This is a genomic window from Streptomyces sp. NPDC002104, assembly GCF_053593795.1.
Map to the genome: position 1 here is coordinate 154,001 of NZ_JBSFDF010000010.1, position 21,855 is coordinate 175,855.

Here is a 21,855-nt window from a genome sequence, read left to right on the forward strand (position 1 = left end):
GCGTGACCCGGTATGGAGGAACGTCCGGGCGCGGCGCTGACGTTCCGGCCCTTTCGCGTCCGGGGCCGGCCGCGAAAGGCACGTCGCCAGCCCCGGACGCACCACGGCGGGCCCCGGTCCGAGGACCGGGGCCCGCCGTGGGCGTGCGAGCGGAGGGGGTGCGTACCGTCCGGCTCAGCCGCCGGTCGCCGGGCGGGGCGTCGCGCCGCGCGCCGGGGCGCGCTCCGCGTGGGCCGGGCGGCGGCTGCCGGCCGGGGTGAGCGGGGTCCGCTCGGAACGGATCAGGTGCGGACGGGCGGAGAGGTGCGCGGCGGGCCGGGCCGCCGGCTGGTGCCCCCCGGCCGGTGCGGAAGCGGGCGCGGCGGCCGCGCCGCCGGCCGGTGCCGCGGCCGGAACCTGGACGACCGGCTCGGCCGGCTCCGGCTGCCGCAGCACGACAGGCTGAACGGCCTGCACGGCCTGCACGGCCTGCACGGACGCCGCGGGCAGCTGCGCCGCGGGCTGCGCGGACACCGCCACGGGCTGCCGCTCGGGCTGGGCCGGCTGCCGCTCGGAGGGCTGCTCCCCGGGCCGCCGGAGCTTCCACTTGCCGCCGGCCGAGAGCAGCGGGACGAGCACCCCGGTGAGGGCCTCGGGCACCTGCCCGGCCTCCACGAGGCTGCGCAGCCGCGCGCGCACGTCGAAGACGTAGGCCTCGACCCGGGCGATGAACGGCTCGAACCACGGCAGTGCCAGCAGCACCAGGAGGCCGGCGAGCCAGCCGAGCAGGACGTCGCTGACCCAGTGGGTGCCCAGGTAGACGGTGGTGGCGCCGACGCTCAGGGAGACCACGGCGGAGACCAGGGAGAGCACCCGCCGGGTGACCCCCGTGGAGGCCAGATAGGCCAGGATCCCCCAGGTCACCACGGCGTTGGCGGTGTGGCCGGAAGGAAATATATCGCCGCCCGCGAAGAGCTCGGCCGAGCCGACCTCGGTGGCGTAGTGCGGACCGAGCCGGCCCAGGCCGAGCTTGACGGCGCCCACGGTGATGTTGAGCAGCAGCAGCGCCACGCCGAGGGTGATCAGCGGGCGGAGGGTGTGCTGCCGCCAGGACCGCCAGCCGAGCCACGCGGCGACCATGACCGCGGTGGGGCCGCGCTGGCCCAGGACGACGAGGTAGTCGAGGAAGGCGTGGAGCTGCGGCCACTGCTCGTACGGCCGGAAGAACATGATCTGCCAGTCGAGGCGGACGAGCCAGGAAGTGGTCAGGACCGCGACGACGATGGCGAGGTAGATGCCGAAGGTCGCCCCGAGGAGCACGACGCGGTGCCGGCTCATCCGCGGTGTTTGCAGATGAGCCGGTCGCTCTGGTTCCCGGTCCAGCCGGGCGAACACCCGCTCCAGTCTGGGCAGGATTTGGTCGGTACGCACTCAATCGACGTTACCGCGCGCCGATGGGCGGCCCGGTCGAATCGCGGGCTTTGTGATGACCATGTGATGTGGAGTTGCTCTCACACGGGACTTAATTCCCTGCATTCTGCCTTTGGTTGGAGCGGGGAAGGTCCTTCCCCGCGTCTTTTCCTCGCACACTTAGCCCGCGTTTATCACTGCTGGTCAAATTGTTTTGCCCAAACATGGAGCGGAACGATCCATTCCGTGAACGTGGAGCGCCGGGCCCCTCGCCGGGCCCGTACCCGGCGAGGCCTACGGGGGCCCCGACCCGTTCAGCCAGAAGGCCCCGTACGCGGCCGAGGCGGCGGCCGCCGCGCCCAGCACCGCGGCCGCCCGGCCCGTCCGCCACCGGGCCAGCGCGAGCGCCGGCGGGAACACCAGCGGGAAGGCGGGCAGCAGCAGCCGGGGCTTGGAGCCGAAGTACCCGGAGGCGCACAGGGCCAGCGCCACCACGATCCCCGCGTACACCAGCAGCGGCGCCGGCAGGCGGCGCCGCACGCAGAGCGCGTACAGCCACAGCACCAGTGCGACCCCGGCGATCAGCCCGATCCCGGCGAGCGGGCCGGCGAGGCCCGGGGAGGCGAACCGCGCCCCGATGAACCGGGCGAACGCCAGGCCGCCGTCGAAGCCGTTGCCCCAGCCGCCCTGCACGTCGAGGTAGCCGGCCGGGCCGCCGCCGGTGCGCGCGCCCACCCACAGGACGTACGCCGCCGCGCCGAGCGGGGCCAGCAGGGCCCCCGCCACCGGCCGCCACGAGCGCTCTCCGCCGCGCAGGGCCAGGGCGGCGGCCGCCCACACCGCCGCGACCACGGCGGCGCCGACCGGCCGGGTCAGCCCGGCACCGGCCGCGAGCAGCCCGGCGGTGAGCCAGTGCCCGCGCAGGACGGCGTAGAGGCTCCAGGCGGCCAGCGCGGTGAACAGCGACTCGCTGTACGCCATCGACTGCACGATCCCGACGGGCAGCGCGGCCCAGACCCCCACGGCGAACACCCCGGCCCTGCGGCCGTGGACGGACTCGGCGACCGCGAAGATGCCCCAGGCCGCGGCGAGCCCGGCGAGCGCCGACACCACCAGGCCGGCCGATCCGTACCCGAACCCGGTGACGGCCGAGACGATCCGCTCCAGCCAGGGCAGCAGCGGGAAGAAGGCCAGGTTGGAGTGGACATCGCCGTTCGGGAGCGCCACCTCGTACCCGTACCCCTCGGCCGCGATGCGGGCGTACCAGAGGGAGTCCCAGCGGGCCGAGAGCAGGGTGTGCGGGCTGCTGCCGGCCACCGCCCCCCACACCGCGAGCACGGTCAGCCCGAGCAGCCGGACCGTCACGAACACGGCCAGAGCGGGCGCGGCCCGGCGAAATCCAAGATCCTTCACGGGCATGATTATCGAGGTCCGGGGCGGTCGCGCCCGGGCAGGGAGGGCCGAGGTGGAACGAGTGGCGCACACCACAGCGCAGCCGGCGGCGGGATGAGAGCTTGACCACGTGTCGGACAGCCGAACTCGCGTACGCTGACTCTTCACTCGCGTGTCGACGCCGGACCCCGTAGGACGCCACCCTCCCCACCCGTGGCTCCGATAAGACGCTGGTCCGCCGAGTGCGAGGGATCACCTGGGAGGTACATGCATGTCGGGGACGAACGTGACCGGCGACAGGAACCCTTCCCCCTGGCAGCGACTGCGGCGACTCGGCGCGGCCTCCGGCGGGGCCAACCGCTGGGCCGTGCTGGCGGTCCTCTGCGTGAGCCTGGTGCTCGTGGCGCTCGACGCGACGATCCTGCACGTGGCCGTCCCCTCCGTCACCGAGGACCTGCGTCCCGGCCCGATGGAACTCCTCTGGATCGTCGACGCCTACCCGCTGGTGTGCGCCGCCCTCCTCATCCTCTTCGGCACCCTCGGTGACCGCGTCGGCCGCCGCCGCGTGCTGCTCCTCGGCTACGGGCTCTTCGGCGCGGCCTCGGCCCTGGCCGCCCTCGCCGACAACGCCCAGGTCCTGATCGCCGCCCGCGCGCTGCTGGGCGTCGGCGGCGCGATGATCATGCCGGCCACCCTGTCGATCCTGCGCCAGGTCTTCCCCGACCGGCGCGAGCGGGCCCTGGCCATCGGCATCTGGACGGCCGTGGCCGCCGTCGGCGCCGCCAGTGGCCCCGTCCTCGGCGGCTTCCTGGTCCAGCACTTCTGGTGGGGCTCGGTCTTCCTCATCAACATCCCGCTCATGATCATGATCCTGCCGCTGGGCCGGTGGCTGCTCCCCGAGTCCAAGGGCACCTGCGACGGCCCCTGGGACGTGCTCGGCGCGCTCATGGCGGCCGGCGGCGTGCTCGGCGCGGTCCTCGGGGTCAAGCGGCTCGGCGCGGAGCGCCACCTCGCCGACCCCCAGGCCCTGGTCCCCCTCGTGCTCGGAGCGGCACTGCTGGTCCTCTTCGTCCGGCGCCAGAAGCGCCGCGCGCACCCGCTGATCGACATGCGGATGTTCTCCCGGCCGGCCTTCACCACCTCCGTCGGCTGCATCGTGCTGGCGATGCTGGCGCTGGTCGGCCTGGAGCTGATCGCCGTCCAGTACCTCCAGCTCGTGCTGCACCTGAGCCCCCTGGAGACCGGGCTGCGCCTGCTCCCGCTCACCTTCGCCGCGATGGCGGCGGGCGCGACCGGCTCGTACACCCTGGCCCGGACCGGCCCGCGCAGGATGGTCTCCCTCGGCTTCGTCCTGACGGCCGGCGCGGTCCTGCTCCTGACCCTCATGGGCCAGCACGACCGTCCCGTCCTCCTGATGGTGGGCTTCGTCCTGCTCGGCTTCGGCCTCCAGACCACCCTCTTCGCGGCCTACGAATCCATGCTGAGCGAGGCCCCGGCCGCGACGGCCGGCGGCGCGGCCTCGATCGGGGAGACCTCCTACCAGCTCGGCGCGGGCATGGGCATCGCCCTGCTGGGCAGCGTGATGAACGCGGCCTACGCACCGGGCCTCGCGTCGGTCCCGGGCGTCTCGCAAGCCGACTCCACCGGCGCGTCCCACTCCCTGGGCGAGGCCTACCAGATCGCGGCGCGGCTCGGCGGACCGGCGGGCGAGTCGTTGTTCTCGGCCGCCCGGCACTCCTTTGTGCACGGCCTGCACGTGACCCTGGTCGTCAGCGCGGCGCTGCTCCTGGCGGGCGCCCTGATGGCCCTGAAGCTGCCCCGCACGATGGAATGCGCGGACACGGAACCGGTCCGCCTCCCCACCCAGCAGACCCCCGAACCCCCGTCCGCCACCCCCCGCATCCCACCCCAGCCCCACCCGGACCACGACCCAGCCCTGGGCCACCCGGCCTGACGGGGGCCTGGGGCGCAGCCCCAGAGGCCCGGGCGCAGCCCGGCACCCTCCCCAGCCCCGCCGGCGTCTGAGGCGCGGGGTCCGGGCGGAGCCCGGGGAACGGGCGAAGGGCGGGTAGGGGACCCGGCCCCGCAGGGCAGCCCACCCGCACCGGCCCGCTACACCCGCGCCCGCATCACCCCTGGGCTCCCGGCCGGCTCGGCCCCGCCGACGCCCCGGGGGGGGCGGCACAGCGGGAGCCGACGGGCCCGGGGCAGGCGCAGCCGGGGCCGGGGCCGGCGACGCCGAGGGCGCCACAGGCGCAGGCGCAGGCGCCGGCGCCTCCGCCCGCCCGGGCGGCAGCACCAGCAGCATCCCGATCCGCAGCGCCCCGGGCCGCGGCCCGACCACCCCCCGGTTCGCCGCGTAGAGCGCCTGCCACCCACCCCGCACCCGATGCCTCCGCGCGATCCCCACCAGCGTGTCCCCGCCCCGCACCACGTGCATCCGCCCCGCCAGCCCGTACCGCTTCGCGCACACGGGCCACGCCTCCCAGCCCTGGCTGCCCAGCAGCTCCTCCCCGACCCGGATCTGCTGCTCCCGGGTGGCGAGGTCCGCCCTCGGCGCGAAGGCCAGCCCCCCGTGCTCCTCCCAGGTCGGCTGCCAGAACTGCAGTCCGCCGTAGAAGCCGTTCCCGGTGTTCACCGCCCAGCGGCCCCCGCTCTCGCAGTCGGCCACGCAGTCCCAGGGCCACTGCCCGCCGGGCCCGCAGTCCACCGCCCGGCCGGGGGCCCCCGGCCGGGGCGGGGGCGGTGCCGCGACCGCTGCCGCCGATGCGAGCAGGAGGAGGGTGAGCGCCACCGCGCCCACCCCACCCGGAACCCCGAAGTTGCGCATCGCGCCACGCTACGCAGCCCCGTACCACCCCCCGCGCTCGCCACACCGCGCCCCGTGCGCCCCCACCCGCTCGGCCCACCGCCGAAACGGCCAGCACCGGCCAGCAACTGCGCACAACCAAAAAAGAGTTGGCACCAAAAAAACGGTCCCGTAGGACCGTTCACTCCTTCGGGGGTCCGGTTCGATTCCGTTCCCTCAAACGGCGTGACCCCGGCCGCCACTCCCCCGTTGAGCCCGGCGAGCCGGAACCCCCCGGCCCCGCACGCCTAGTCCGAGGAGCCACCCCGTGCCGCGCATGCTCGAAGTCAGTGATGAGGTACGTGCCGAGATCGGCGACGAGGAGGCCGAGCGGCTGCTCGCAGGTGACGGATCCCCGGGCAGTTACGACTGCACTTCCTGCCGCACCCCCGGCGATTCCGAGCGCGAGCAGACCAGCACCGTGCTGTTCGTCGGCGACGAGACGGCCGTCCTGGCCTTCGCCCACGCCGGCTGCATCCCCTCGCAGGTCGTCTCCGTGCCCGAGGCCGACCTCCAGGGCGCCGTCCGCTCCATCACGGGCGACAGCCCCGCCCCGGCGGCCCCCGCCGGCGACGTACCGCAGTCCGTGCCCGGCGGCCAGGCCGTCCTCGGCATCACCAGCGGCCTGATCCTGATCAACGGTGAGCTGCACCCCGCCCTCGTGGTGGAGCCGACGGCGCCCATCGCGCGCCCCGGCACCACCGGCCCCGGCGACGACTTCCTCCCGCTCCTCATCGAGCAGGGATTCATCCCGATGACCGACACCGAAGAGGTCCCGCAGGCCCTGAGCGGCTGGTCGATCCTGCTCGCCGCCGGTCAGCTGCACTCGGTGCTCCAGCCCGGTCAGATCGCCTGGTGGCAGGCGCACCGGCCGCTGTCGGTCACCGACGGCTGGCGGGCCGCCGTCAACAAGACGCAGCGCGTCCTGGTGTACGCCGCTCCCGTCGGCACCATCGGCCAGCAGCCCCGCGAGGACCTGCTGCGCGACGCCCTGGACAAGGCCGCCCGCAACGGCAAGCTGGTCGCCGCCTCCATGCCGCTGGCGGGCACTCCGGGCGCCTGAGGTCCGGTCTCCCGGGACCCCCCGGGCTCCCGCTCCCCGCTCTGTTCTTCCGTCCCCGAATCGGCCGTCCGACCCCCGTCACCGGGGGCCGGGCGGCGTGCGCCGGGGGTGCGCGGTCCGTCCCGCGCACCCCCGGCGATCTGCGTTTTCCGCCCCGTGAGCCCGCATCCGCGGGGCGCCGGTTTCGTTGGCTGATACGTGCATTCCTACGATGTCTCCCGCGCCCCGTCCTATCCGAGCAGCGTCCCCCCGATGCGCCCCGTACGGGAGCTGGGGAGCTCTCCGACCGCCTCGCACACCCCGATCGCCTCGCACACCCCGATCTACGACACGCTGTACTCGGAGTACCTGCGCGCCTTCCGTGCCCTGCCCGGCGACCGTACGGGCGAGGAGGACCTCGGCTTCACGGCGTTCTCGTACGGGGGCCCGTACAGCGGCGCGTACGGCAGCGGCGCGGGCGCGTACGGCAGCGGATCCGCCACGGGCTCCGCGAGCGCCTACGGGAGCGGCTGGAACGGTTCCTCATGGCAGTCGCCGGGCCAGCACGCGGGGCAGCCGGCGGACGTCTGGCAGCCCTCCCCCGCCCCGCAGCCGCAGTACTCGTACGCCGGAGCCGGATACACGGGCGGGCGGCAGCACCAGACCGGGATGCAGCACATCCCGGCGGCCCTGCCGCCCGCTCCGCGCCGGGGCTACTAGCCCGGGCGCGGCCCTGCCGGTCCTGCCGGACCGCCGCTACATCTTGCGCTTGTGCTGCGCACCGCGCTTCTCGCGGACGCGGACCGAGATGTGGATCGGGGTCCCCTCGAAGCCGAACTCCTCGCGCAGGCGGCGCTCGATGAAGCGGCGGTAGCCGTGCTCCAGGAAGCCCGAGGCGAAGAGGACGAACCGCGGCGGCTTGCTGCCCGCCTGCGTACCGAACAGGATGCGCGGCTGCTTGCCGCCGCGGACCGGGTGCGGGTGGGCGGCGACGACCTCGCCGAGGAAGGCGTTCAGACGGCCGGTCGGGATGCGCGTCTCCCAGCCGGCGAGCGCGGTCTCGATGGCCGGGACCAGCTTCTCCATGTGGCGGCCGGTGAGCGCCGAGACGTTCACCCGGGGCGCCCAGGCGACCTGCTGCATCTCGGTCTCGATCTCGCGCTCGAGGTAGTAGCGGCGCTCCTCGTCGAGGTTGTCCCACTTGTTGTACGCGATCACGATCGCGCGGCCGGCCTCGACGGCCATGGTGATGATGCGCTGGTCCTGGACGGAGATCTGCTCGGTCGTGTCGATCAGGATGACCGCGACCTCCGCCTTCTCCACCGCGGCGGCCGTACGCAGCGAGGCGTAGTAGTCGGCGCCCTGCTGGAGGTGGACCTTCTTGCGGATGCCCGCGGTGTCGATGAACTTCCAGGTCACTCCGCCGAGCTGGATCAGCTCGTCGACCGGGTCGCGGGTGGTGCCGGCCATCTCGTTGACGACGACGCGGTCCTCCTTGGCGACCTTGTTCAGGAGGGAGGACTTGCCGACGTTCGGGCGGCCGATGAGCGCGATCCGGCGCGGACCGCCGACGGCGGTGCCGAAGGTCTGCGAGGGGGCCTCGGGCAGGGCCTCCAGGACGGCGTCGAGCATGTCGCCGGTGCCGCGGCCGTGCAGGGAGGAGACCGGGTGCGGGTAGCCGAGGCCCAGCGACCACAGGGAGGCCGCGTCGGACTCGCCGCTCTGGCCGTCGACCTTGTTGGCGCACAGGACGACGGGCTTGCCGGCCTTGCGCAGCAGACGCACGACGGCCTCGTCGGTGTCGGTGGCGCCGACCTTGGCGTCCACGACGAAGACGACCGCGTCGCAGGCCTCGATGGCGTACTCGGCCTGGGCGGCGACGGAGGCGTCGATGCCGAGGACGTCCTGCTCCCAGCCGCCGGTGTCGACGACCTTGAAGCGGCGCCCGGCCCACTCGGCCTCGTAGGTGACGCGGTCGCGGGTGACGCCGGGCTTGTCCTCGACGACCGCCTCGCGGCGGCCGATGATCCGGTTCACCAGGGTCGACTTGCCGACGTTCGGGCGGCCGACGACGGCGAGGACCGGGAGCGGGCCGTGGCCGGCTTCCTGGAGAGCGCCCTCGACGTCCTCGATGTCGAAGCCCTCTTCCGCGGCGAGCTCCATGAACTCCGCGTACTCGGCATCGCCAAGTGCTCCGTGGTCTTGCTGGTCGTTCATGAAGTCCGTTCCTCGTCGTTCGTGGTGATCGGTGGGGCCCGCGCAGCGCGGTTCCACTACTAGGTCAAGTCTCGCTCAGCGCCCGGTGAGGCGCTTGGCGTCGGCCAGGTGGGCGGTCAGCCGGTCCTGGATGCGTACGGTGGCCTGGTCCAGCGCGGTACGGGTACGGCGGCCACTGCCGTCCCCGGCGTCGAAGGCATCGCCGAAGACGATGTCGACCCTGCTCCTCAGCCGCGGCAGCGCCTTGACGACGCGGCCCGCCCGCTCGGTGCTGCCCAGGACGGCGACCGGCACTATGGGGGCGCCGGAGCGGACCGCGAAGTACGCGAGCCCCGCCCGCAGCGAGGCGAAGTCGCCCTCGCCCCGGGTGCCCTCGGGGAAGATCCCCAGGGCTCCGCCGGCCTCCAGGACGCCCAGCGCGCTGCTGATGGCGCCCCGGTCGGCGCCGGAGCGGTCCACCTTCACCTGCCCGATCCGGTCGAGGAAGGGGCCGAGCGGGCCGACGTACGCCTCCTTCTTGATCAGGAAGTGCAGCGGCCGCGGGGCGGTGCCCATGACCATGGGGCCGTCGATGTTGTGGGAGTGGTTCACGGCCAGGATCACGGGGCCGGTTGCGGGGACCTTCCAGGCCCCCAGCACGCGCGGCTTCCAGAGGCCGTACATGAGCCCGATGCCGATCCGCCGGCCGGCCGCCGCACCCTTGAGGGAGGGCGTATCGCTCACGGGCGGCCCGCCCGCTTCTCTTCCACGAGGGTGACCACGCACTCGATGACCCGGTCGAGCGTGAGCTCGGTGGTGTCCACCTCGACCGCGTCGCCGGCCTTGGCCAGCGGGGAGGTCTTGCGGCCGGAGTCGGCGGCGTCGCGCTTGATCAGCGCCTCCTTGGTGGCCGCGAGGTCCGCGGCCTCCTTGCCGCGGAGCTCGCCGCTGCGGCGGGCCGCGCGGGCCTCGGCGGAAGCGGTGAGGAAGATCTTCAGGTCGGCGTCGGGCAGCACCGTGGTGCCGATGTCCCGGCCCTCGACGACGATGCCCTCGGCCTCGTCGGCCGCCTCGGCGGCGATGGAGCGCTGGAGCTCGGTGATCAGGGTGCGCACCTCGGGGACGGCGCTCACGGCGCTGACCTTGGAGGTGACCTCCTGGGTCCGGATCGGGCCGGAGGCGTCCTGGCCGTCGACGGTGATCGTGGGGGCGGACGGGTCGGTGCCGGACACGATGACGGGCTTGCCGGCCGCGAGGGCGATGGCCTGCGGGTCGTCGGTGTCGATGCCGTTGGTGATCATCCACCAGGTGATGGCCCGGTACTGGGCACCGGTGTCCAGGTAGCGCAGCCCGAGCTTGGCGGCCACGGCCTTGGAAGTGCTGGACTTGCCCGTGCCGGAGGGACCGTCGATGGCGACGATCACGGCGGTCGGAGCTGCGGTTTCCACGGTGCGGGCACCTTCCTGGTTGCGCGTACGTGTCCGGGCGCGCCAATAGCGCCCCTCCTCCAGGTTACCGGGCTTTTCGCCGCCGCCCGCCGGGCCGTCGGCGGGCGGCCGCGGACGGGCCCAGGAGGGGCGCAGTCGGGGCGGGATCGGGGCGGGGTCCTACGGTTGGCGCAGGGCCCAGCCGCGCGCGCGCAGCTCGGCCTGGAGGCCGGGCACGGCCCGGGGTTCGACCATGAGCTGGACCAGGCCGGCCTGCTGTCCGGTCGCGTGCTCGATCCGTACATCCTCGACGTTGACCCCGGCCCGGCCGGCGTCGGCGAAGATCCGGGCGAGCTCGCCCGGCTGGTCGGAGATGAGGACGGCCACCGTCTCGTAGACCGTGGGAGCGGCCCCGTGCTTGCCGGGGACCCGGACCCGCCCCGCGTTGCCGCGGCGCAGTACGTCCTCGATGCCGGCCGCCCCGTCCCGGCGCTTGGCCTCGTCGGCCGACTGCAGGCCCCGCAGGGCTTCCACGGTCTCGTCCAGGTCCGCGGCGATCCCGGCGAGCACGTCCGCCACGGGTCCCGGGTTGGCCGAGAGGATCTCCACCCACATCCGCGGGTCGGAGGCGGCGATCCGGGTCACGTCGCGGATGCCCTGTCCGCACAGCCGCACCGCGGTCTCGTCGGCCTCCTCCAGCCGGGCCGCGACCATGCTGGAGACGAGCTGCGGGGTGTGGGAGACCAGCGCGACGGCCCGGTCGTGCGCGTCCGCGTCCATGACGACCGGGACGGCCCGGCACAGCGCCACCAGCTCCAGCGCCAGGTTCAGCACCTCGTGGTCGGTCTCGCGGGTCGGCGTGAGCACCCAGGGCCGGCCCTCGAAGAGGTCGGCGGAGGCGGCGAGCGGTCCGGACTGCTCCTTGCCCGCCATCGGGTGGGTACCGATGTACGCCCGGGTGTCCACGCCGAGCGCGTCCAGCTCCCGGCGCGGTCCGCCCTTGACGCTGGCCACGTCGACGTAGGCGCGGGCCAGGTCCCGCCCTATGGCGTCGGCGAGGGCGGCGGCCACGTGCGCGGGCGGTACGGCGATGACCGCGAGGTCGGCCCTGCCCGCGTGGGGCTCCTCCGTGCCGGCGCCCAGGGCGGCGGCCGTACGGGCCTGCCCCTGGTCGCGGTCGGAGAGGTGGACGGCGATGCCGCGGGCGGCGAGGGCGAGCGCCGCGGAGGTGCCGATCAGTCCGGTTCCGATGACGACGGCGGTTCTCACGGGGTGCTCTCCAGGTGTACGGGGGTGCGGGTCTGCGGTGCCTGCCTCAGGGTAGCCAGCGGGAACGGCGGAAGGGCCCGGCGTCCCGTCCGCTGGGACGGGACGCCGGGCCCGGCGAGGTGCGTTCAGAGCTCCGCCCGGAGCTCGCTCGGAGCTCGGAGGGTCGCTCGGAGCTCGGAGGTTCGCCCGGAGCTCGGAGGTTCACCCGGAGCTCGGAGGTTCGCTCAGAGGTTCTGCTGCTTGATGATGTCCTCCAGCGAGCCGCTCGGGACCGAGCCCTCGGGGGTCAGCTTGTCCACGGCCTGCGGGAGCGCCTGCGCGATCTGGTCGGCGGCGGCCTGCGGGGTGACGCCCGCCTGCTCGGCGACCTTGGCCAGGGTGTCGTCCGGCAGGGCCTTGGCGATCTCCTCGCCGCTGACCGGCTGGTTCTCTCCGGTGCCGACCCAGGACTGCGCCTGGTCGGTCAGACCCGACTTGGTCAGCATGTCCAGCAGCCCGCCGAGCGGGTTGTTCCCCGCGCCTCCGGCCGCCTGGGCGCCGCCGGCGCCACCGCCGCCGCCCATCAGGGCGCCGAGGAGGGAGCCGAGGATGTTGCCGCCGCCCTGTCCGCCGCTGCCGCCGCCGCCGAGGAGGCCGCCGAGGAGGGAGCCGAGGTCGTTGCCCGCCATGGTGTTGCCTTTCGAAGAGGGACCGGGCACGCGGAAATCGGCGTACCCGGCGTCGAGATACGGACAATGTCACCTAATCCGGGCGCGTCTGCCACTTGGCGCAGAGCCGCGCACCGACTGCGGTAGAACGATCGGCATGATCTTCCACCTCGTACCGCTCGCCGACTGGACCACCGATCCTGAGCTCCCGTACGCCCCGGCCTCCCTCGACTCGGAGGGTTTCGTGCACTGTTCGGCGGATCGCGGGACGGTGCTCGCGATCGCCGCCGCGCACTACGCGGGCGTACGGGGGACCCTGCTCGCCGTGGAACTCGACGAGCGCGCCCTGACCTCCGAGGTCCGCCGTGAGGGTGAGGCGGGCCCGCGCTATCCGCACGTCCACGGACCCTTGAACCGGGACGCCGTGGTGCGCGTGTGGGAGGTGGTACGTGCCCCCGGTGCGCCCGCGGAACTCGTTCCGTGGCCGTCCGAGGGCTGAGTCAAGGCGTGGCGGGGTGTTCCTGAGGCCCGTCACGCGCCAGGATGCCTCTCGCCATCCCGGCGATCACCCGAGGAGAAGTCATGAGCGACCCGACCCGCGCCGCCCGGCGCACGGTACTGGCGGCCGGCGCGAGCGTCCTGGCAGGCGGCGTGCTGACCGCCTGCGGCGGAGCCGACGAGGTCAAGCCTTCGTCCGAGGGCGGCAGCGCCCCCACGGCACAGAACTCCGAGTCCGCCTCGGCTCCGGCCGGGGACGCCAAGGCCCTGATCAAGGCCTCGGAGGTGCCGGTCGGCGGCGGCACGGTCCTCAAGGCCGAGAAGCTGGTCGTCACCCAGCCCACCGCGGGCTCCTTCCGCTGCTTCACGGCGGTGTGCACGCACTCGGGCTGCCTGGTGAACAAGGTGGAGGCCGGCACCATCGACTGCCCGTGCCACGGCAGCAAGTTCAAGGACACGGACGGCGCGGTGGCCAAGGGCCCGGCCACCAGGCCCCTCGCCGAGAAGAAGATCACCGTCTCCCCGGCGGGCGAAATCTCGCTCGCCTAGCCCGGCGGAGCGGCACTAGCCTCGCGGAATGAACGAGGCAAGCCCGCACGAACCGACGCCCGAGCCGCTCGAACTCACCCTGGTCCGCGACCACACGGTGTACGCGTGCGTGATGGGTTCGAGGGCGTTCGGCCTGGCGACGGAGGCGAGCGACACCGACCGGCGCGGTGTCTACCTCGCCCCGACGCCGCTGTTCTGGCGCTTCGAGAAGCCGCCGGCGCACGTGGAGGGGCCCCGGGACGAGGAGTTCTCGTGGGAGCTGGAGCGCTTCTGCGAGCTCGCGCTGCGCGCCAACCCGAACATCCTGGAGGTCCTCCACTCCCCTCTCGTGGAGGACCTCACCCCGGTCGGTGAGGAACTGCTCTCGCTCCGCGGCGCGTTCCTCTCCCGCCGGGCCCACACCACCTTCAGCCGGTACGCCGTCTCCCAGCGCGGCAAACTCCTCGGCGACCTCCGCAACCACGGCGCCCCGCGCTGGAAGCACGCCATGCACCTGCTGCGCCTGCTCCTGTCCTGCCGCGACCTGCTGCGCACGGGCCGCCTGGTGATCGACGCGGTCCCCTACCGCGACCGCCTCCTCGCGGTCCGCCGCGGCGAGCTCACCTGGGAGGAGGTCGACGCCTGGATGACCCTCCTCCAGGAGCAGACCGAAGCCGCCCTCCCCACCAGCCCGCTCCCCGAGTCCCCGGACCTCCCCCGCGTGGAGGACTTCCTCCTCCGCACCCGCCACGTGTCGGCGACGGGTACGGGTACGGGTACGGCCTAGCGCACCCGCCGCCGTACGACGAACTCGTCGAGCGCCTCGAAGGCGTCCGCGTGCTCCGGCAACCGCGAAGCGGCCTGCGCCGCCTCCAGGACCCCGTGCAGGGCCTCGAAGTCCCGTTCCACCCGGCCGGCGTCGATGCCCGCGGCCGCCCCGTGCTCGGCCTCGGCCTTGGCCTCGATCAGCCCGGCCAGATAGCCCGGGGCCTCCGGCACCTCCTCCAGCAGCGTGGGCAGGTGCGCCTGCACCCGTGCCGAGCGCATCAGGTGGACGCCCGTGAGCAGCGCCCGGAAGGTGTAGAGCAGCGGCTTGAGCTCGGCCGTCTTCCCGAAGAGCCGCCACTGCGTGTTCGCGAAGCCCCGGTAGTGGTGGGCGTGGTGCGAGGTCAGGACACCGGGGGCCAGGGACACCAGCTCCTCGTGCGCCGGCGTCGTGTGCACCACCAGGGGCGACAGCAGCTGCTCCAGGACGTAGCCGTTGCGGTTCAGCATGAGCCGGACGAACTTGCGCAGGTCATGGGTGACCAGGTCCATCTCGGTGCCGTCCCGGAACCACATCCGGCTGCGCGTCTCCTGCGGATCGCGGAGCGAGACCAGCTCCGCCGCCCGCAGCAGGTGGGCGCCGCGCAGGTCGATGTCGGAGTCCTTGGAGGGGAATCCGTACAGGTGGGCGCCGGAGACCGTCGCGAACAGCAGCGGATCCGGCTGCTCGGCGACGACGGCGGTCAGGTCGATCTCCATCGCGTTCAGCACGGCTCACGCGTCCCAGAGGGCGCCGAAGGACAGGAGTTCCTCGCGGTACTCGATGCGGCCCTCCCACTCCTGGGGCCAGGCGTTCGCGCCGAGGTGGGCGCCGGCGAAGGCGCCGGCCAGGCAGGCGATGGAGTCGGAGTCGCCCGCCGTGCAGGCCGCGCGGCGCAGGGCCAGGAGCGGTTCGTCCGGGAAGAGCAGGAAGCACTGGAGGGCCGTGGCCAGGGCCTCCTCGGCGATCCAGCCCTCGCCCGTCGTCAGACAGGGGTCCGTTTCCGGGGACGGGGTGCGCAGGGCCGCAGCGAGGCGGTCCAGGACCTCCAGGCACTCGTCCCAGCCGCGCGCCATGAAGGCCTCGGCCGAGGCGTCGGACGGCGTCCGCGTCCAGAGGTCGCCGAGCCAGCGCTCGTGGTAGCGGGTGCGGTTCTCCAGCGCGTACGAGCGCAGTTGCCCGACCAGGCCGGTCACCTCGGTGCCCTGCGCCAGCAGGAACACCGCCCGCGCCGTGAGGTCGGAGGCGGCCAGTGCCGTGGGGTGGCCGTGGGTCAGGGCCGACTGGAGCTGGGCCGCGCCGGCCCGCTCCTCCTCCGTCCAGCCGGGCACCAGCCCGACCGGGGCCACCCGCATGTTCGCCCCGCAGCCCTTGGAGCCGAGCTGGCTGGCGTCGCGCCAGTCCCGCTCGGGGTGGTCGAGGAGGGCGCACGCCTTCAGGCACGTGTGGCCCGGGGCCCGGTTGTTCTCCGGGGAGTGGTACCAGTCGACGTACTCCTCCCGGACCGGGCGGGCCAGGCGCAGCGGGCCCACCCGGCCCCGCCCGGCGGCGGTCCGTATGCCGCGGGCGAGGGCCAGCGTCATCTGGGTGTCGTCGGTGACGATCGCCGGCCGGGGCAGTTCCATCTGCCGCCACGGGCCGGTCTTCGCCAGGATCCGGGGCACGTCGTTGAACTCGGTCGGGAAGCCGAGGGCGTCTCCCAGGGCCAGTCCGATCAGGGAGCCCGTCGCGGCCCGCTTCGTGTCCGTCGGCATCGTCGTCATCGGGTGTGTCCTTCCGTGGGGCGCAGCAGGGGTGGGTGCAGCGTGGTCGCGGGTCCGGGCCGGTAGAGGGCGGCCGGTTTGCCGCGGCCGCCGGTCAGCCGGGCGGCTCCGGGCACGGCCTCGACGAAGCCGGGCGTGGCCAGGACCTTGCGGCGGAAGTTGGGGCGGTCCAGGGCGGTGTCCCAGACGGTCTCGTAGACGGCCTGGAGCTCGCCGAGGGTGAACTCGGGCGGGCAGAAGGCGGTGGCCAGGCAGCTGTACTCCAGCTTCGAGCCCACGCGCGACCGGGCGTCGCCAAGGATCTCCGCGTGGTCGAAGGCCAGTCCGGCCGCCGGCGCGCAGGCCTCCCCGACCGGCACCCAGCGGGCCCGGTCCGCGTCCCCGCCGCCCCCGGCCGCCGGTTCGGGCAGATCGGGGACGAGCGCGGTGAAGGCCACCGAGACCACCCGCATGCGGGGGTCCCGGTCCGGTTCGCTGTAGGTGCGCAGCTGGTCCAGGTGGAGGGCGTCGATCACCCGCGCCGACAGGCCGGTCTCCTCGGCCAGTTCGCGCCGGGCCGCCGTCTCGGCGGACTCCCGCGGCAGCAGGAAGCCGCCGGGGAGCGCCCAGGCGCCCGCGTACGGTTCCCGCGCGCGCCGGATCAGCAGCACGTGCAGGCTCCCCGCGCGCACGGTGAAGACGGCGAGGTCCACGGTCACCGCGAAGGGTACGAAGGCGTGCGGGTCGTACGCCTCCTCCGGTACGTGCCCGGGTCCGGTGTCACTCATCGGCTCCGCTCCCCCGCCCGCCGGGCCACCTGCCCGGGCACCTGCCCCGCCACCCGCTCCGGTAGCGGATCGGCGAACCGCCAGCCCTCCGCCAGGAGTCCGTCGACGGCCGCGACGGCCGCCGCGAGCCGCGTGTCCCGGTCGCCGCGGACCACCAGGAACCGCTTCCCGGTCCGTTCCAGCTCCTCCAGGAACCGGCCGGTCATCCACGGCCGGAGGTGCTCCCCGTCGCGCAGCCCGTCGTCCTCGAAGGGCACGTCCGTGTGGTCGGTGAGCAGGTACAGGTCCCGGCGCGTCCCGGCGGCGATCCGCTCGGCCTCCGCGCTGCGCGCCCCCAGGTACCGCTCGTGCCAGATCCCGGTGGCGAAGGAGTCGGTGTCGCAGAAGAGCACCGGTGATCCCAGCCGGGCCGCCCGCTCCTCGTCCGCGTCCTGCCGCCGCGCGATCACCGGGAACTCCTCCGAGGTGAAGCTCACCGCGTCCCAGGTCGCGGCGGGGTCGGCCGCGCGCGCCGCCGCGAGCCGCTCCTCGCTGTACTGCCGCCCGTACTCCGCCACCCAGCCCGTCTTCGCCCACACCCCGCCGCGCGCCCGCCAGTGCTCGGCCAGGGCCCGCGAGAGGGTGGTCGTGCCGGTGGACTCGGCGCCGAGTACGACGATCCGCCGGGTCAGTGCCGCCCGTACGGCGGGCCCCAGGAACTCCCAGTTCGCGACGGGGTCGGCCCGTACGGCCGTGCCGGACACCGGGAACAGGGTCCGGTCCAGGTCCACGCAGACCTCCTCGGCGCCGAACCGCCGGGCGAGCTCGGTCCCGTAGGCCTCGGAGGTGAAGACGGCGTCGACCGGGCGGCGCACCGCGCCCCGGAAGACCGCCATGTGGGCCTCCCAGACCGCCGGGTCCTGGAGGTCGACCGGGATGTCGTCGACCGCGCCGACCACCTCGGCCCCCGGGTGCGCCTCGCGCATCCAGGCGACCCGGTCGGCGAGCGGTACGGACTCCACCGAGGCCGCGCAGACCAGGACGGTCAGCCGCTCGCACTGGTCCTGCGCGGTGCGCACCAGGTGGTGGTGGCCGGCGTGCGGCGGATAGAACTTGCCGAGGACCAGCCCGTGGCCGTGGCGCTTCACGCCGTCACCGCCTGCGCCGCCGTCGCCCCGCGGGCCGGGAGCGCCCGGCGCCAGCCGAGCAGTCCGGCGACGCACAGGGCGAGGAAGGCGACGTAGAGCAGGGAGGTCAGGTAGAGCCCCTTGTAGACGTACAGCGGGATGTAGACGAGGTCGGCGGCGATCCACAGCCACCAGGACTCGACGAGCTTGCGGCACTGCCCGTACGTGGCCGCGAGCGAGAGCCCGGTCGTGAGGGCGTCCCAGAACGGGACGGTGGAGTCGGTCGCCCGGCTCAGCAGGAGGGTCAGGCCGAGCACCGCCACCGCTCCCGCCGCGGCCAGCGCGGTCCACTCGGCGGCCGTGGTGCGGCGCACCGGCAGGGCCGTGGCGGTTCCTGGTCCACCCCCGTGGGTCCAGGACCACCAGCCGTACGCGGCGAGGGCGATGAAGACGATCTGCAGCCCGGCGTCGGCGTACAGGCCCGCCTGGGCGAAGAGCACGATGAAGAACACGTTGTTCGCGATGCCGATCGGCCAGTTGGCGATGTGCTGCCGGGCGACCAGCCAGACGCACACGGCCCCCGTGACGAATCCGAGGATCTCGGTCCAGCTCGTCTGCCATCCCATGACGGCCCCCCGCTCTCTTTATAGTCAGGTTGACTATAAACGCGACCCGGGGCCCGCACAACCAAAAAACCCGCGGCGCCCGAAGGCACCGCGGGTTCTGGAGGCCCGGATGGGGCCGTGCTTCCGGCCGGGCCCTAGAGACCGACCTCGCGCATGAGCATGCCGACCTCGGTGTTGGTCAGGCGGCGCAGCCAGCCGGACTTCTGGTCGCCGAGCTCGATCGGACCGAAGGAGGTCCGCACGAGCTTCTCGACGGGGAAGCCGGCCTCGGCCAGCATGCGGCGGACGATGTGCTTGCGGCCCTCGTGGAGGGTCACCTCGACCAGGTAGTTCTTGCCGAGCTGGTCGACGACGCGGAAGTGGTCGGCGCGGGCGTACCCGTCCTCCAGCTCGATGCCGTCCTTGAGGCGCTTGCCGATGTCGCGCGGCAGCGGACCGGTGATCGCGGCGACGTAGGTCTTCTTCACGCCGTACTTGGGGTGCGTGAGGCGGTGGGCCAGCTCACCGTGGTTCGTGAGCAGGATGATGCCCTCGGTCTCGGTGTCGAGCCGGCCGACGTGGAACAGACGCGTCTCACGGTTGGTGACGTAGTCGCCGAGGCACTGGCGGCCGTCCGGGTCCTCCATGGTGGAGACGACGCCGGCCGGCTTGTTCAGCGCGAAGAACAGGTACGACTGGGTGGCGACGGTCAGGCCGTCCACCTTGATCTCGTCCGAGGGCTTCACGCGCTTGCCCTGCTCCAGCACGATCTCGCCGTTGACCTCGACGCGCGCCTGCTCGATGAGCTCCTCGCACGCACGGCGCGAGCCCATGCCGGCACGGGCGAGCACCTTCTGCAGACGCTCACCCTCCTCCTCGGCACCCGGGAAGGTCTTCGGGGTCTTGATCACGGGCTTGTCGGCGTACCGGTCGCGCACGCGCTCCTCGATCCGCGCCTCCAGCTCGCGCGGCTTGGCCCGGCCGCTGCGGGAGCCGGGGCCGATGCGCGGGCCGCCCGCCCCGCCGATGCCGGGGGTACGGGAGACCTTCGGGCCGCCCTTGGCACCGCCGCGGGCCGCCGCGCCACGGGCGCCGCCACCGCGGTTGCCGTCGGCGGCGCCGCGGGCACCGCCGCCGCCCGCCTTGGCACCGCCGCGGCCGTTGCGCTCGCCCTCGGGGCCGACGTCGTAGCGACGCTCCTCGGGGCGGGGGTTGCGGATGCGGGGGGCCTGCTCGCGGTCACGGTCGGAGCCGGAGCCGGCACCCTGGTAGCCGCCACCGGAGCCGCCACCCTGGTAGCCACCGCCGGAGCTGCCGCCACGGGAGCCGCCCTGGTAGCCGCCCGAGGAGCCACCGCGGGAGCCGCCGCCGGAGCCGCCGCCCTGGTAGCCGCCGCCGGACGAGCCGCCGCGGGAGCCGCCGCCCTGGTAGCCGCCGCCGGAGGAGCCGCCGCGGGAGCCACCGCCCGAGCCGCTGCCACCGCCGGAGTTGCCACCGCGGTAGCCACCACCGCCGCCGGAGCCGCCGCGGGGGGCGCTACCGCGCCCGCCGCCACCGCCGCCGCTGTTCCTGTTGCCGCCACCGTTGCCGTTGCCGCTGCTTCGCATCAAAGTTCCGTCGTCTTGTCGTCTTCATCGGTATCCGGAGAGTCCGGATCGAACGACGGAACACCCTCTTGCGTCTCGGCTTCGATCGCGTCCGCCTCGGGGAGGAAGGGCGCGAGCTCCGGGAGCTCGTCCAGGCCACGCAGGCCCATCCGCTCCAGAAAGTAGTTCGTCGTCCTGTACAGGATCGCACCTGTTTCGGGTTCCGTCCCCGCCTCCTCCACCAGACCCCGCTGGAGGAGGGTGCGCATGACCCCGTCGCAGTTGACTCCGCGGACCGCCGAAACCCGCGACCGGCTGACCGGCTGGCGGTACGCGACGACCGCCATGGTCTCCAGCGCCGCCTGGGTGAGACGGGCCTGCTGGCCGTCCAGGACGAAGGCCTCCACCGCCGGCGCGTAGTCCGCCCGGCTGTAGAACCGCCAGCCCCCGGCGACGAGCCGCAATTCGAATCCGCGGCCCTGGACCTCGTACTCGTCCACGAGCTCGCGCAGCGCCCCCGCGACCTCGCGCGGGGTCCGCTCCAGCACCTTGGCCAGGTGCGCCTCGGTCGCCGGCTCGTCCACGACCATGAGGACGGCCTCCAGGGCCGGCTTCAGCGCCAGCCCGGCCACGGGAGCCGTCATGTCGTTCATTCCTTGACCTCCACGATCCGGTCGAACTCGTCCGTCACCGTCGGCATGCCGTCACCGTCCCCGCCGCTCCAGCGCACCGTGAGCGTCTGCAGGGCCTCCTCCTGGTCCAGGACCACCGCCTTCTCCCGGTAGAGCTCCAGGAGGGCCAGGAAGCGCGCCACGACGGTCAGGGTGTCGGCGGCGTCCTCGGTGAGTTCCTGGAAGGTGGCCTCGCCCCGGGCCTTGAGCAGGGCCACGACCAGGCCGGCCTGTTCGCGGACGCTGACGAGGGGCGCGTGGATGTGGTCCACGTACACCTGCGGCTTCGCCCGGGGCTGCATGGCCTTGACCGCGAGCCGGGCCAGCCCCTCGCCGCCGATGCTGATGACCACCTCGGGGAGCAGCTCGGCGAGGTGGGGCTCCAGTCCGACGGTGCGCGGGTAGCGCCTGCCCTCGGTCTCGGCGCGGTCCTGGAAGATCTCGGCGATCCGCTTGTACGCCCGGTACTGCAGCAGCCGTGCGAACAGCAGGTCCCGGGCCTCCAGCAGCGCGAGGTCCGCCTCGTCCTCGACCTCGGCGACGGGCAGCAGCCGGGCGGCCTTCAGATCGAGCAGGGTGGCTGCGACGACGAGGAACTCGGTCGTCTGGTCGAGGTCCCAGTCGGGCCCCATGGCACGGATGTGCGCCATGAACTCGTTGGTGACCTCGGACAGCGCCACCTCGGTGACGTCCAGCTTGTGCCGGGAGATCAGCTGGAGCAGCAGATCGAAGGGCCCCTCGAAGTTCTCCAGACGCAGCGTGAACCGCCCGTCCCCGGCGGCGTGCCCGGAAGTTCCCGCAGGGGCCGCCGCGGCGGCCGGCGCAGGCTCCGCATCCCTCTCGGACCCCTCAGGCCCGCCGGACCCCTCAGGCCCACCGGGGCCCTCAGAGCCCGCCACGGGATCCGGCACGGGTTGCACGGCCTCTCCGGCCCCCTCGACCTCCCCGGGCGCCTCAGGGCCGCCGGGGGCCTCCGGGGCCGTGCCCGCCCCGGAGGGCACCCCTGGCGCTTGTGCGGGAGCACCCGGGCCGCGGCCCAGCGAGCGGCGGGGCGGAAAGCCGGGTTCGGCGGGAGGGGGCATCGCGATCCAGGGTGGTGCGGAGGAAGCATCTGACCGGGCCGGGGCCCAGCCCCCAAGGCTCCCACGCCCCACCGCCCGGGCCGGGCATCCGGCCGTCCGGCGTTTGAGACGCGGAGTCCGGGGCGCAGCCCCAAGGCGTCCGGGGGCGGAGCCCCAGGGGGTCCGGGGGCGGAGCCCCAGGGGGTCCGGGGGCGGAGCCCCAGGGGGTCCGGGGGCGGAGCCCCAGGGGGTCCG

Annotated in this window: 21 protein-coding genes and 1 pseudogene; 6 read left to right on the forward strand and 16 right to left on the reverse strand. The window is 73.9% G+C overall.

The annotated features are described in order from the left end of the window. Positions 1-174: 174 nt before the first annotated feature. Positions 175-1,410, reverse strand: coding sequence for a phosphatase PAP2 family protein (locus ACWCP2_RS12185; protein WP_450908482.1), 1,236 nt, complete (start codon positions 1,408-1,410; stop codon positions 175-177). A 273-nt stretch (positions 1,411-1,683) separates the two neighbouring features. Further along, the gene (locus tag ACWCP2_RS12190; RefSeq protein ID WP_450908483.1) at positions 1,684-2,808 is read right to left on the reverse strand and encodes a hypothetical protein; all 1,125 of its coding nucleotides are present in this window, start codon (positions 2,806-2,808) and stop codon (positions 1,684-1,686) included. Positions 2,809-3,052: 244 nt separating this feature from the next. On the opposite strand from ACWCP2_RS12190, the gene ACWCP2_RS12195 reads away from it, so the two are divergent. Beyond that, positions 3,053-4,735 (forward strand): MFS transporter, encoded by a 1,683-nt coding sequence (locus ACWCP2_RS12195; RefSeq protein ID WP_450908484.1) that lies wholly within the window; start codon positions 3,053-3,055, stop codon positions 4,733-4,735. Positions 4,736-5,260: 525 nt separating this feature from the next. On the opposite strand, the pseudogene ACWCP2_RS12200 reads toward ACWCP2_RS12195, so the two are convergent. Then, positions 5,261-5,611, reverse strand: a pseudogene (locus ACWCP2_RS12200) (transglycosylase family protein); the annotation flags it as partial. Positions 5,612-5,897: 286 nt separating this feature from the next. Here ACWCP2_RS12200 and ACWCP2_RS12205 point away from each other — a divergent pair. Both ACWCP2_RS12205 and ACWCP2_RS12210 read left to right on the forward strand, forming a co-directional pair. Further along, positions 5,898-6,692, forward strand: coding sequence for a hypothetical protein (locus ACWCP2_RS12205; protein WP_327307486.1), 795 nt, complete (start codon positions 5,898-5,900; stop codon positions 6,690-6,692). Between the two features lie 252 nt (positions 6,693-6,944). Next, positions 6,945-7,391 (forward strand): hypothetical protein, encoded by a 447-nt coding sequence (locus tag ACWCP2_RS12210; protein WP_450908485.1) that lies wholly within the window; start codon positions 6,945-6,947, stop codon positions 7,389-7,391. A gap of 36 nt (positions 7,392-7,427) precedes the next feature. On the opposite strand, the gene der is transcribed toward ACWCP2_RS12210, so the two are convergent. The 5 genes from der to ACWCP2_RS12235 all read right to left on the reverse strand — a co-directional run bounded on the left by der (position 7,428) and on the right by ACWCP2_RS12235 (position 12,231). Further along, entirely contained in the window at positions 7,428-8,888 is a 1,461-nt protein-coding gene (gene der / locus ACWCP2_RS12215; RefSeq protein ID WP_450908486.1) for a ribosome biogenesis GTPase Der, read from the reverse strand. Positions 8,889-8,963: 75 nt separating this feature from the next. Next, entirely contained in the window at positions 8,964-9,653 is a 690-nt protein-coding gene (locus tag ACWCP2_RS12220; protein WP_450908487.1) for a lysophospholipid acyltransferase family protein, read from the reverse strand. Continuing rightward, complete coding sequence (gene cmk, locus ACWCP2_RS12225) at positions 9,608-10,315, reverse strand: (d)CMP kinase (protein WP_450908488.1); 708 nt, start codon at positions 10,313-10,315, stop codon at positions 9,608-9,610. The genes ACWCP2_RS12220 and cmk overlap by 46 nt, the downstream gene beginning before the upstream one ends. 159 nt (positions 10,316-10,474) lie before the next feature. Then, positions 10,475-11,563 carry a prephenate dehydrogenase gene (locus ACWCP2_RS12230; protein WP_450908489.1) on the reverse strand — a complete coding sequence of 363 codons (1,089 nt, stop codon included), beginning with the start codon at positions 11,561-11,563 and terminating at the stop codon, positions 10,475-10,477. Between the two features lie 224 nt (positions 11,564-11,787). Beyond that, positions 11,788-12,231 carry a YidB family protein gene (locus ACWCP2_RS12235; RefSeq protein WP_450908490.1) on the reverse strand — a complete coding sequence of 148 codons (444 nt, stop codon included), beginning with the start codon at positions 12,229-12,231 and terminating at the stop codon, positions 11,788-11,790. 136 nt (positions 12,232-12,367) lie between these two features. Here ACWCP2_RS12235 and ACWCP2_RS12240 point away from each other — a divergent pair, with 136 nt between their 5' ends. From ACWCP2_RS12240 to ACWCP2_RS12250, 3 genes are all read left to right on the forward strand, one after another. Beyond that, positions 12,368-12,709 (forward strand): DUF952 domain-containing protein, encoded by a 342-nt coding sequence (locus ACWCP2_RS12240; RefSeq protein ID WP_450908491.1) that lies wholly within the window; start codon positions 12,368-12,370, stop codon positions 12,707-12,709. Positions 12,710-12,792: 83 nt separating this feature from the next. Further along, the gene (locus ACWCP2_RS12245) at positions 12,793-13,257 is read left to right on the forward strand and encodes a Rieske (2Fe-2S) protein (RefSeq protein WP_450908492.1); all 465 of its coding nucleotides are present in this window, start codon (positions 12,793-12,795) and stop codon (positions 13,255-13,257) included. Positions 13,258-13,285: 28 nt separating this feature from the next. Continuing rightward, positions 13,286-14,023, forward strand: a complete 738-nt coding sequence (locus ACWCP2_RS12250; protein WP_450908493.1) for a nucleotidyltransferase domain-containing protein — start codon at positions 13,286-13,288, stop codon at positions 14,021-14,023. On the opposite strand, the gene ACWCP2_RS12255 is transcribed toward ACWCP2_RS12250, so the two are convergent. From ACWCP2_RS12255 to ACWCP2_RS12290, 8 genes are all read right to left on the reverse strand, one after another. Then, positions 14,020-14,760 (reverse strand): nucleotidyltransferase domain-containing protein, encoded by a 741-nt coding sequence (locus tag ACWCP2_RS12255; protein WP_450908525.1) that lies wholly within the window; start codon positions 14,758-14,760, stop codon positions 14,020-14,022. The genes ACWCP2_RS12250 and ACWCP2_RS12255 overlap by 4 nt on opposite strands. A gap of 15 nt (positions 14,761-14,775) precedes the next feature. Continuing rightward, entirely contained in the window at positions 14,776-15,804 is a 1,029-nt protein-coding gene (locus ACWCP2_RS12260) for an ADP-ribosylglycohydrolase family protein (RefSeq protein WP_450908494.1), read from the reverse strand. Next, positions 15,801-16,571, reverse strand: a complete 771-nt coding sequence (locus tag ACWCP2_RS12265; RefSeq protein ID WP_450908495.1) for an NUDIX hydrolase — start codon at positions 16,569-16,571, stop codon at positions 15,801-15,803. Before ACWCP2_RS12265 ends, ACWCP2_RS12260 begins: the two co-directional genes overlap by 4 nt. Continuing rightward, the gene (locus ACWCP2_RS12270; protein WP_450908496.1) at positions 16,568-17,698 is read right to left on the reverse strand and encodes an AAA family ATPase; all 1,131 of its coding nucleotides are present in this window, start codon (positions 17,696-17,698) and stop codon (positions 16,568-16,570) included. The genes ACWCP2_RS12265 and ACWCP2_RS12270 overlap by 4 nt, the downstream gene beginning before the upstream one ends. Continuing rightward, positions 17,695-18,303, reverse strand: a complete 609-nt coding sequence (gene pnuC / locus ACWCP2_RS12275; RefSeq protein ID WP_450908497.1) for a nicotinamide riboside transporter PnuC — start codon at positions 18,301-18,303, stop codon at positions 17,695-17,697. Before pnuC ends, ACWCP2_RS12270 begins: the two co-directional genes overlap by 4 nt. Before the next feature lie 134 nt (positions 18,304-18,437). Beyond that, positions 18,438-19,889: a pseudouridine synthase gene (locus ACWCP2_RS12280; protein ID WP_450908498.1), complete on the reverse strand. Its 1,452-nt coding sequence runs from the start codon at positions 19,887-19,889 to the stop codon at positions 18,438-18,440. Then, complete coding sequence (scpB, locus tag ACWCP2_RS12285) at positions 19,889-20,521, reverse strand: SMC-Scp complex subunit ScpB (protein ID WP_450908499.1); 633 nt, start codon at positions 20,519-20,521, stop codon at positions 19,889-19,891. The genes ACWCP2_RS12280 and scpB overlap by 1 nt, the downstream gene beginning before the upstream one ends. Further along, positions 20,518-21,621, reverse strand: coding sequence for a segregation and condensation protein A (locus tag ACWCP2_RS12290; protein ID WP_450908500.1), 1,104 nt, complete (start codon positions 21,619-21,621; stop codon positions 20,518-20,520). Before ACWCP2_RS12290 ends, scpB begins: the two co-directional genes overlap by 4 nt. Positions 21,622-21,855: the final 234 nt, after the last annotated feature.

Coding starts and splice junctions, on each gene's coding strand:
- ACWCP2_RS12190 (WP_450908483.1), bottom strand. CDS start 2,808: ATGCCCGTGAAGGATCTTGGATTTCGCCGGGCCGCGCCCGCTCTGGCC.
- ACWCP2_RS12195 (WP_450908484.1), top strand. CDS start 3,053: ATGTCGGGGACGAACGTGACCGGCGACAGGAACCCTTCCCCCTGGCAG.
- ACWCP2_RS12210 (WP_450908485.1), top strand. CDS start 6,945: ATGCGCCCCGTACGGGAGCTGGGGAGCTCTCCGACCGCCTCGCACACC.
- der (WP_450908486.1), bottom strand. CDS start 8,888: ATGAACGACCAGCAAGACCACGGAGCACTTGGCGATGCCGAGTACGCG.
- ACWCP2_RS12235 (WP_450908490.1), bottom strand. CDS start 12,231: ATGGCGGGCAACGACCTCGGCTCCCTCCTCGGCGGCCTCCTCGGCGGC.
- ACWCP2_RS12240 (WP_450908491.1), top strand. CDS start 12,368: ATGATCTTCCACCTCGTACCGCTCGCCGACTGGACCACCGATCCTGAG.
- ACWCP2_RS12245 (WP_450908492.1), top strand. CDS start 12,793: ATGAGCGACCCGACCCGCGCCGCCCGGCGCACGGTACTGGCGGCCGGC.
- ACWCP2_RS12250 (WP_450908493.1), top strand. CDS start 13,286: ATGAACGAGGCAAGCCCGCACGAACCGACGCCCGAGCCGCTCGAACTC.
- ACWCP2_RS12255 (WP_450908525.1), bottom strand. CDS start 14,760: ATGGAGATCGACCTGACCGCCGTCGTCGCCGAGCAGCCGGATCCGCTG.
- ACWCP2_RS12260 (WP_450908494.1), bottom strand. CDS start 15,804: ATGACGACGATGCCGACGGACACGAAGCGGGCCGCGACGGGCTCCCTG.
- ACWCP2_RS12265 (WP_450908495.1), bottom strand. CDS start 16,571: ATGAGTGACACCGGACCCGGGCACGTACCGGAGGAGGCGTACGACCCG.
- pnuC (WP_450908497.1), bottom strand. CDS start 18,303: ATGGGATGGCAGACGAGCTGGACCGAGATCCTCGGATTCGTCACGGGG.
- ACWCP2_RS12280 (WP_450908498.1), bottom strand. CDS start 19,889: ATGCGAAGCAGCGGCAACGGCAACGGTGGCGGCAACAGGAACAGCGGC.
- scpB (WP_450908499.1), bottom strand. CDS start 20,521: ATGAACGACATGACGGCTCCCGTGGCCGGGCTGGCGCTGAAGCCGGCC.
- ACWCP2_RS12290 (WP_450908500.1), bottom strand. CDS start 21,621: ATGCCCCCTCCCGCCGAACCCGGCTTTCCGCCCCGCCGCTCGCTGGGC.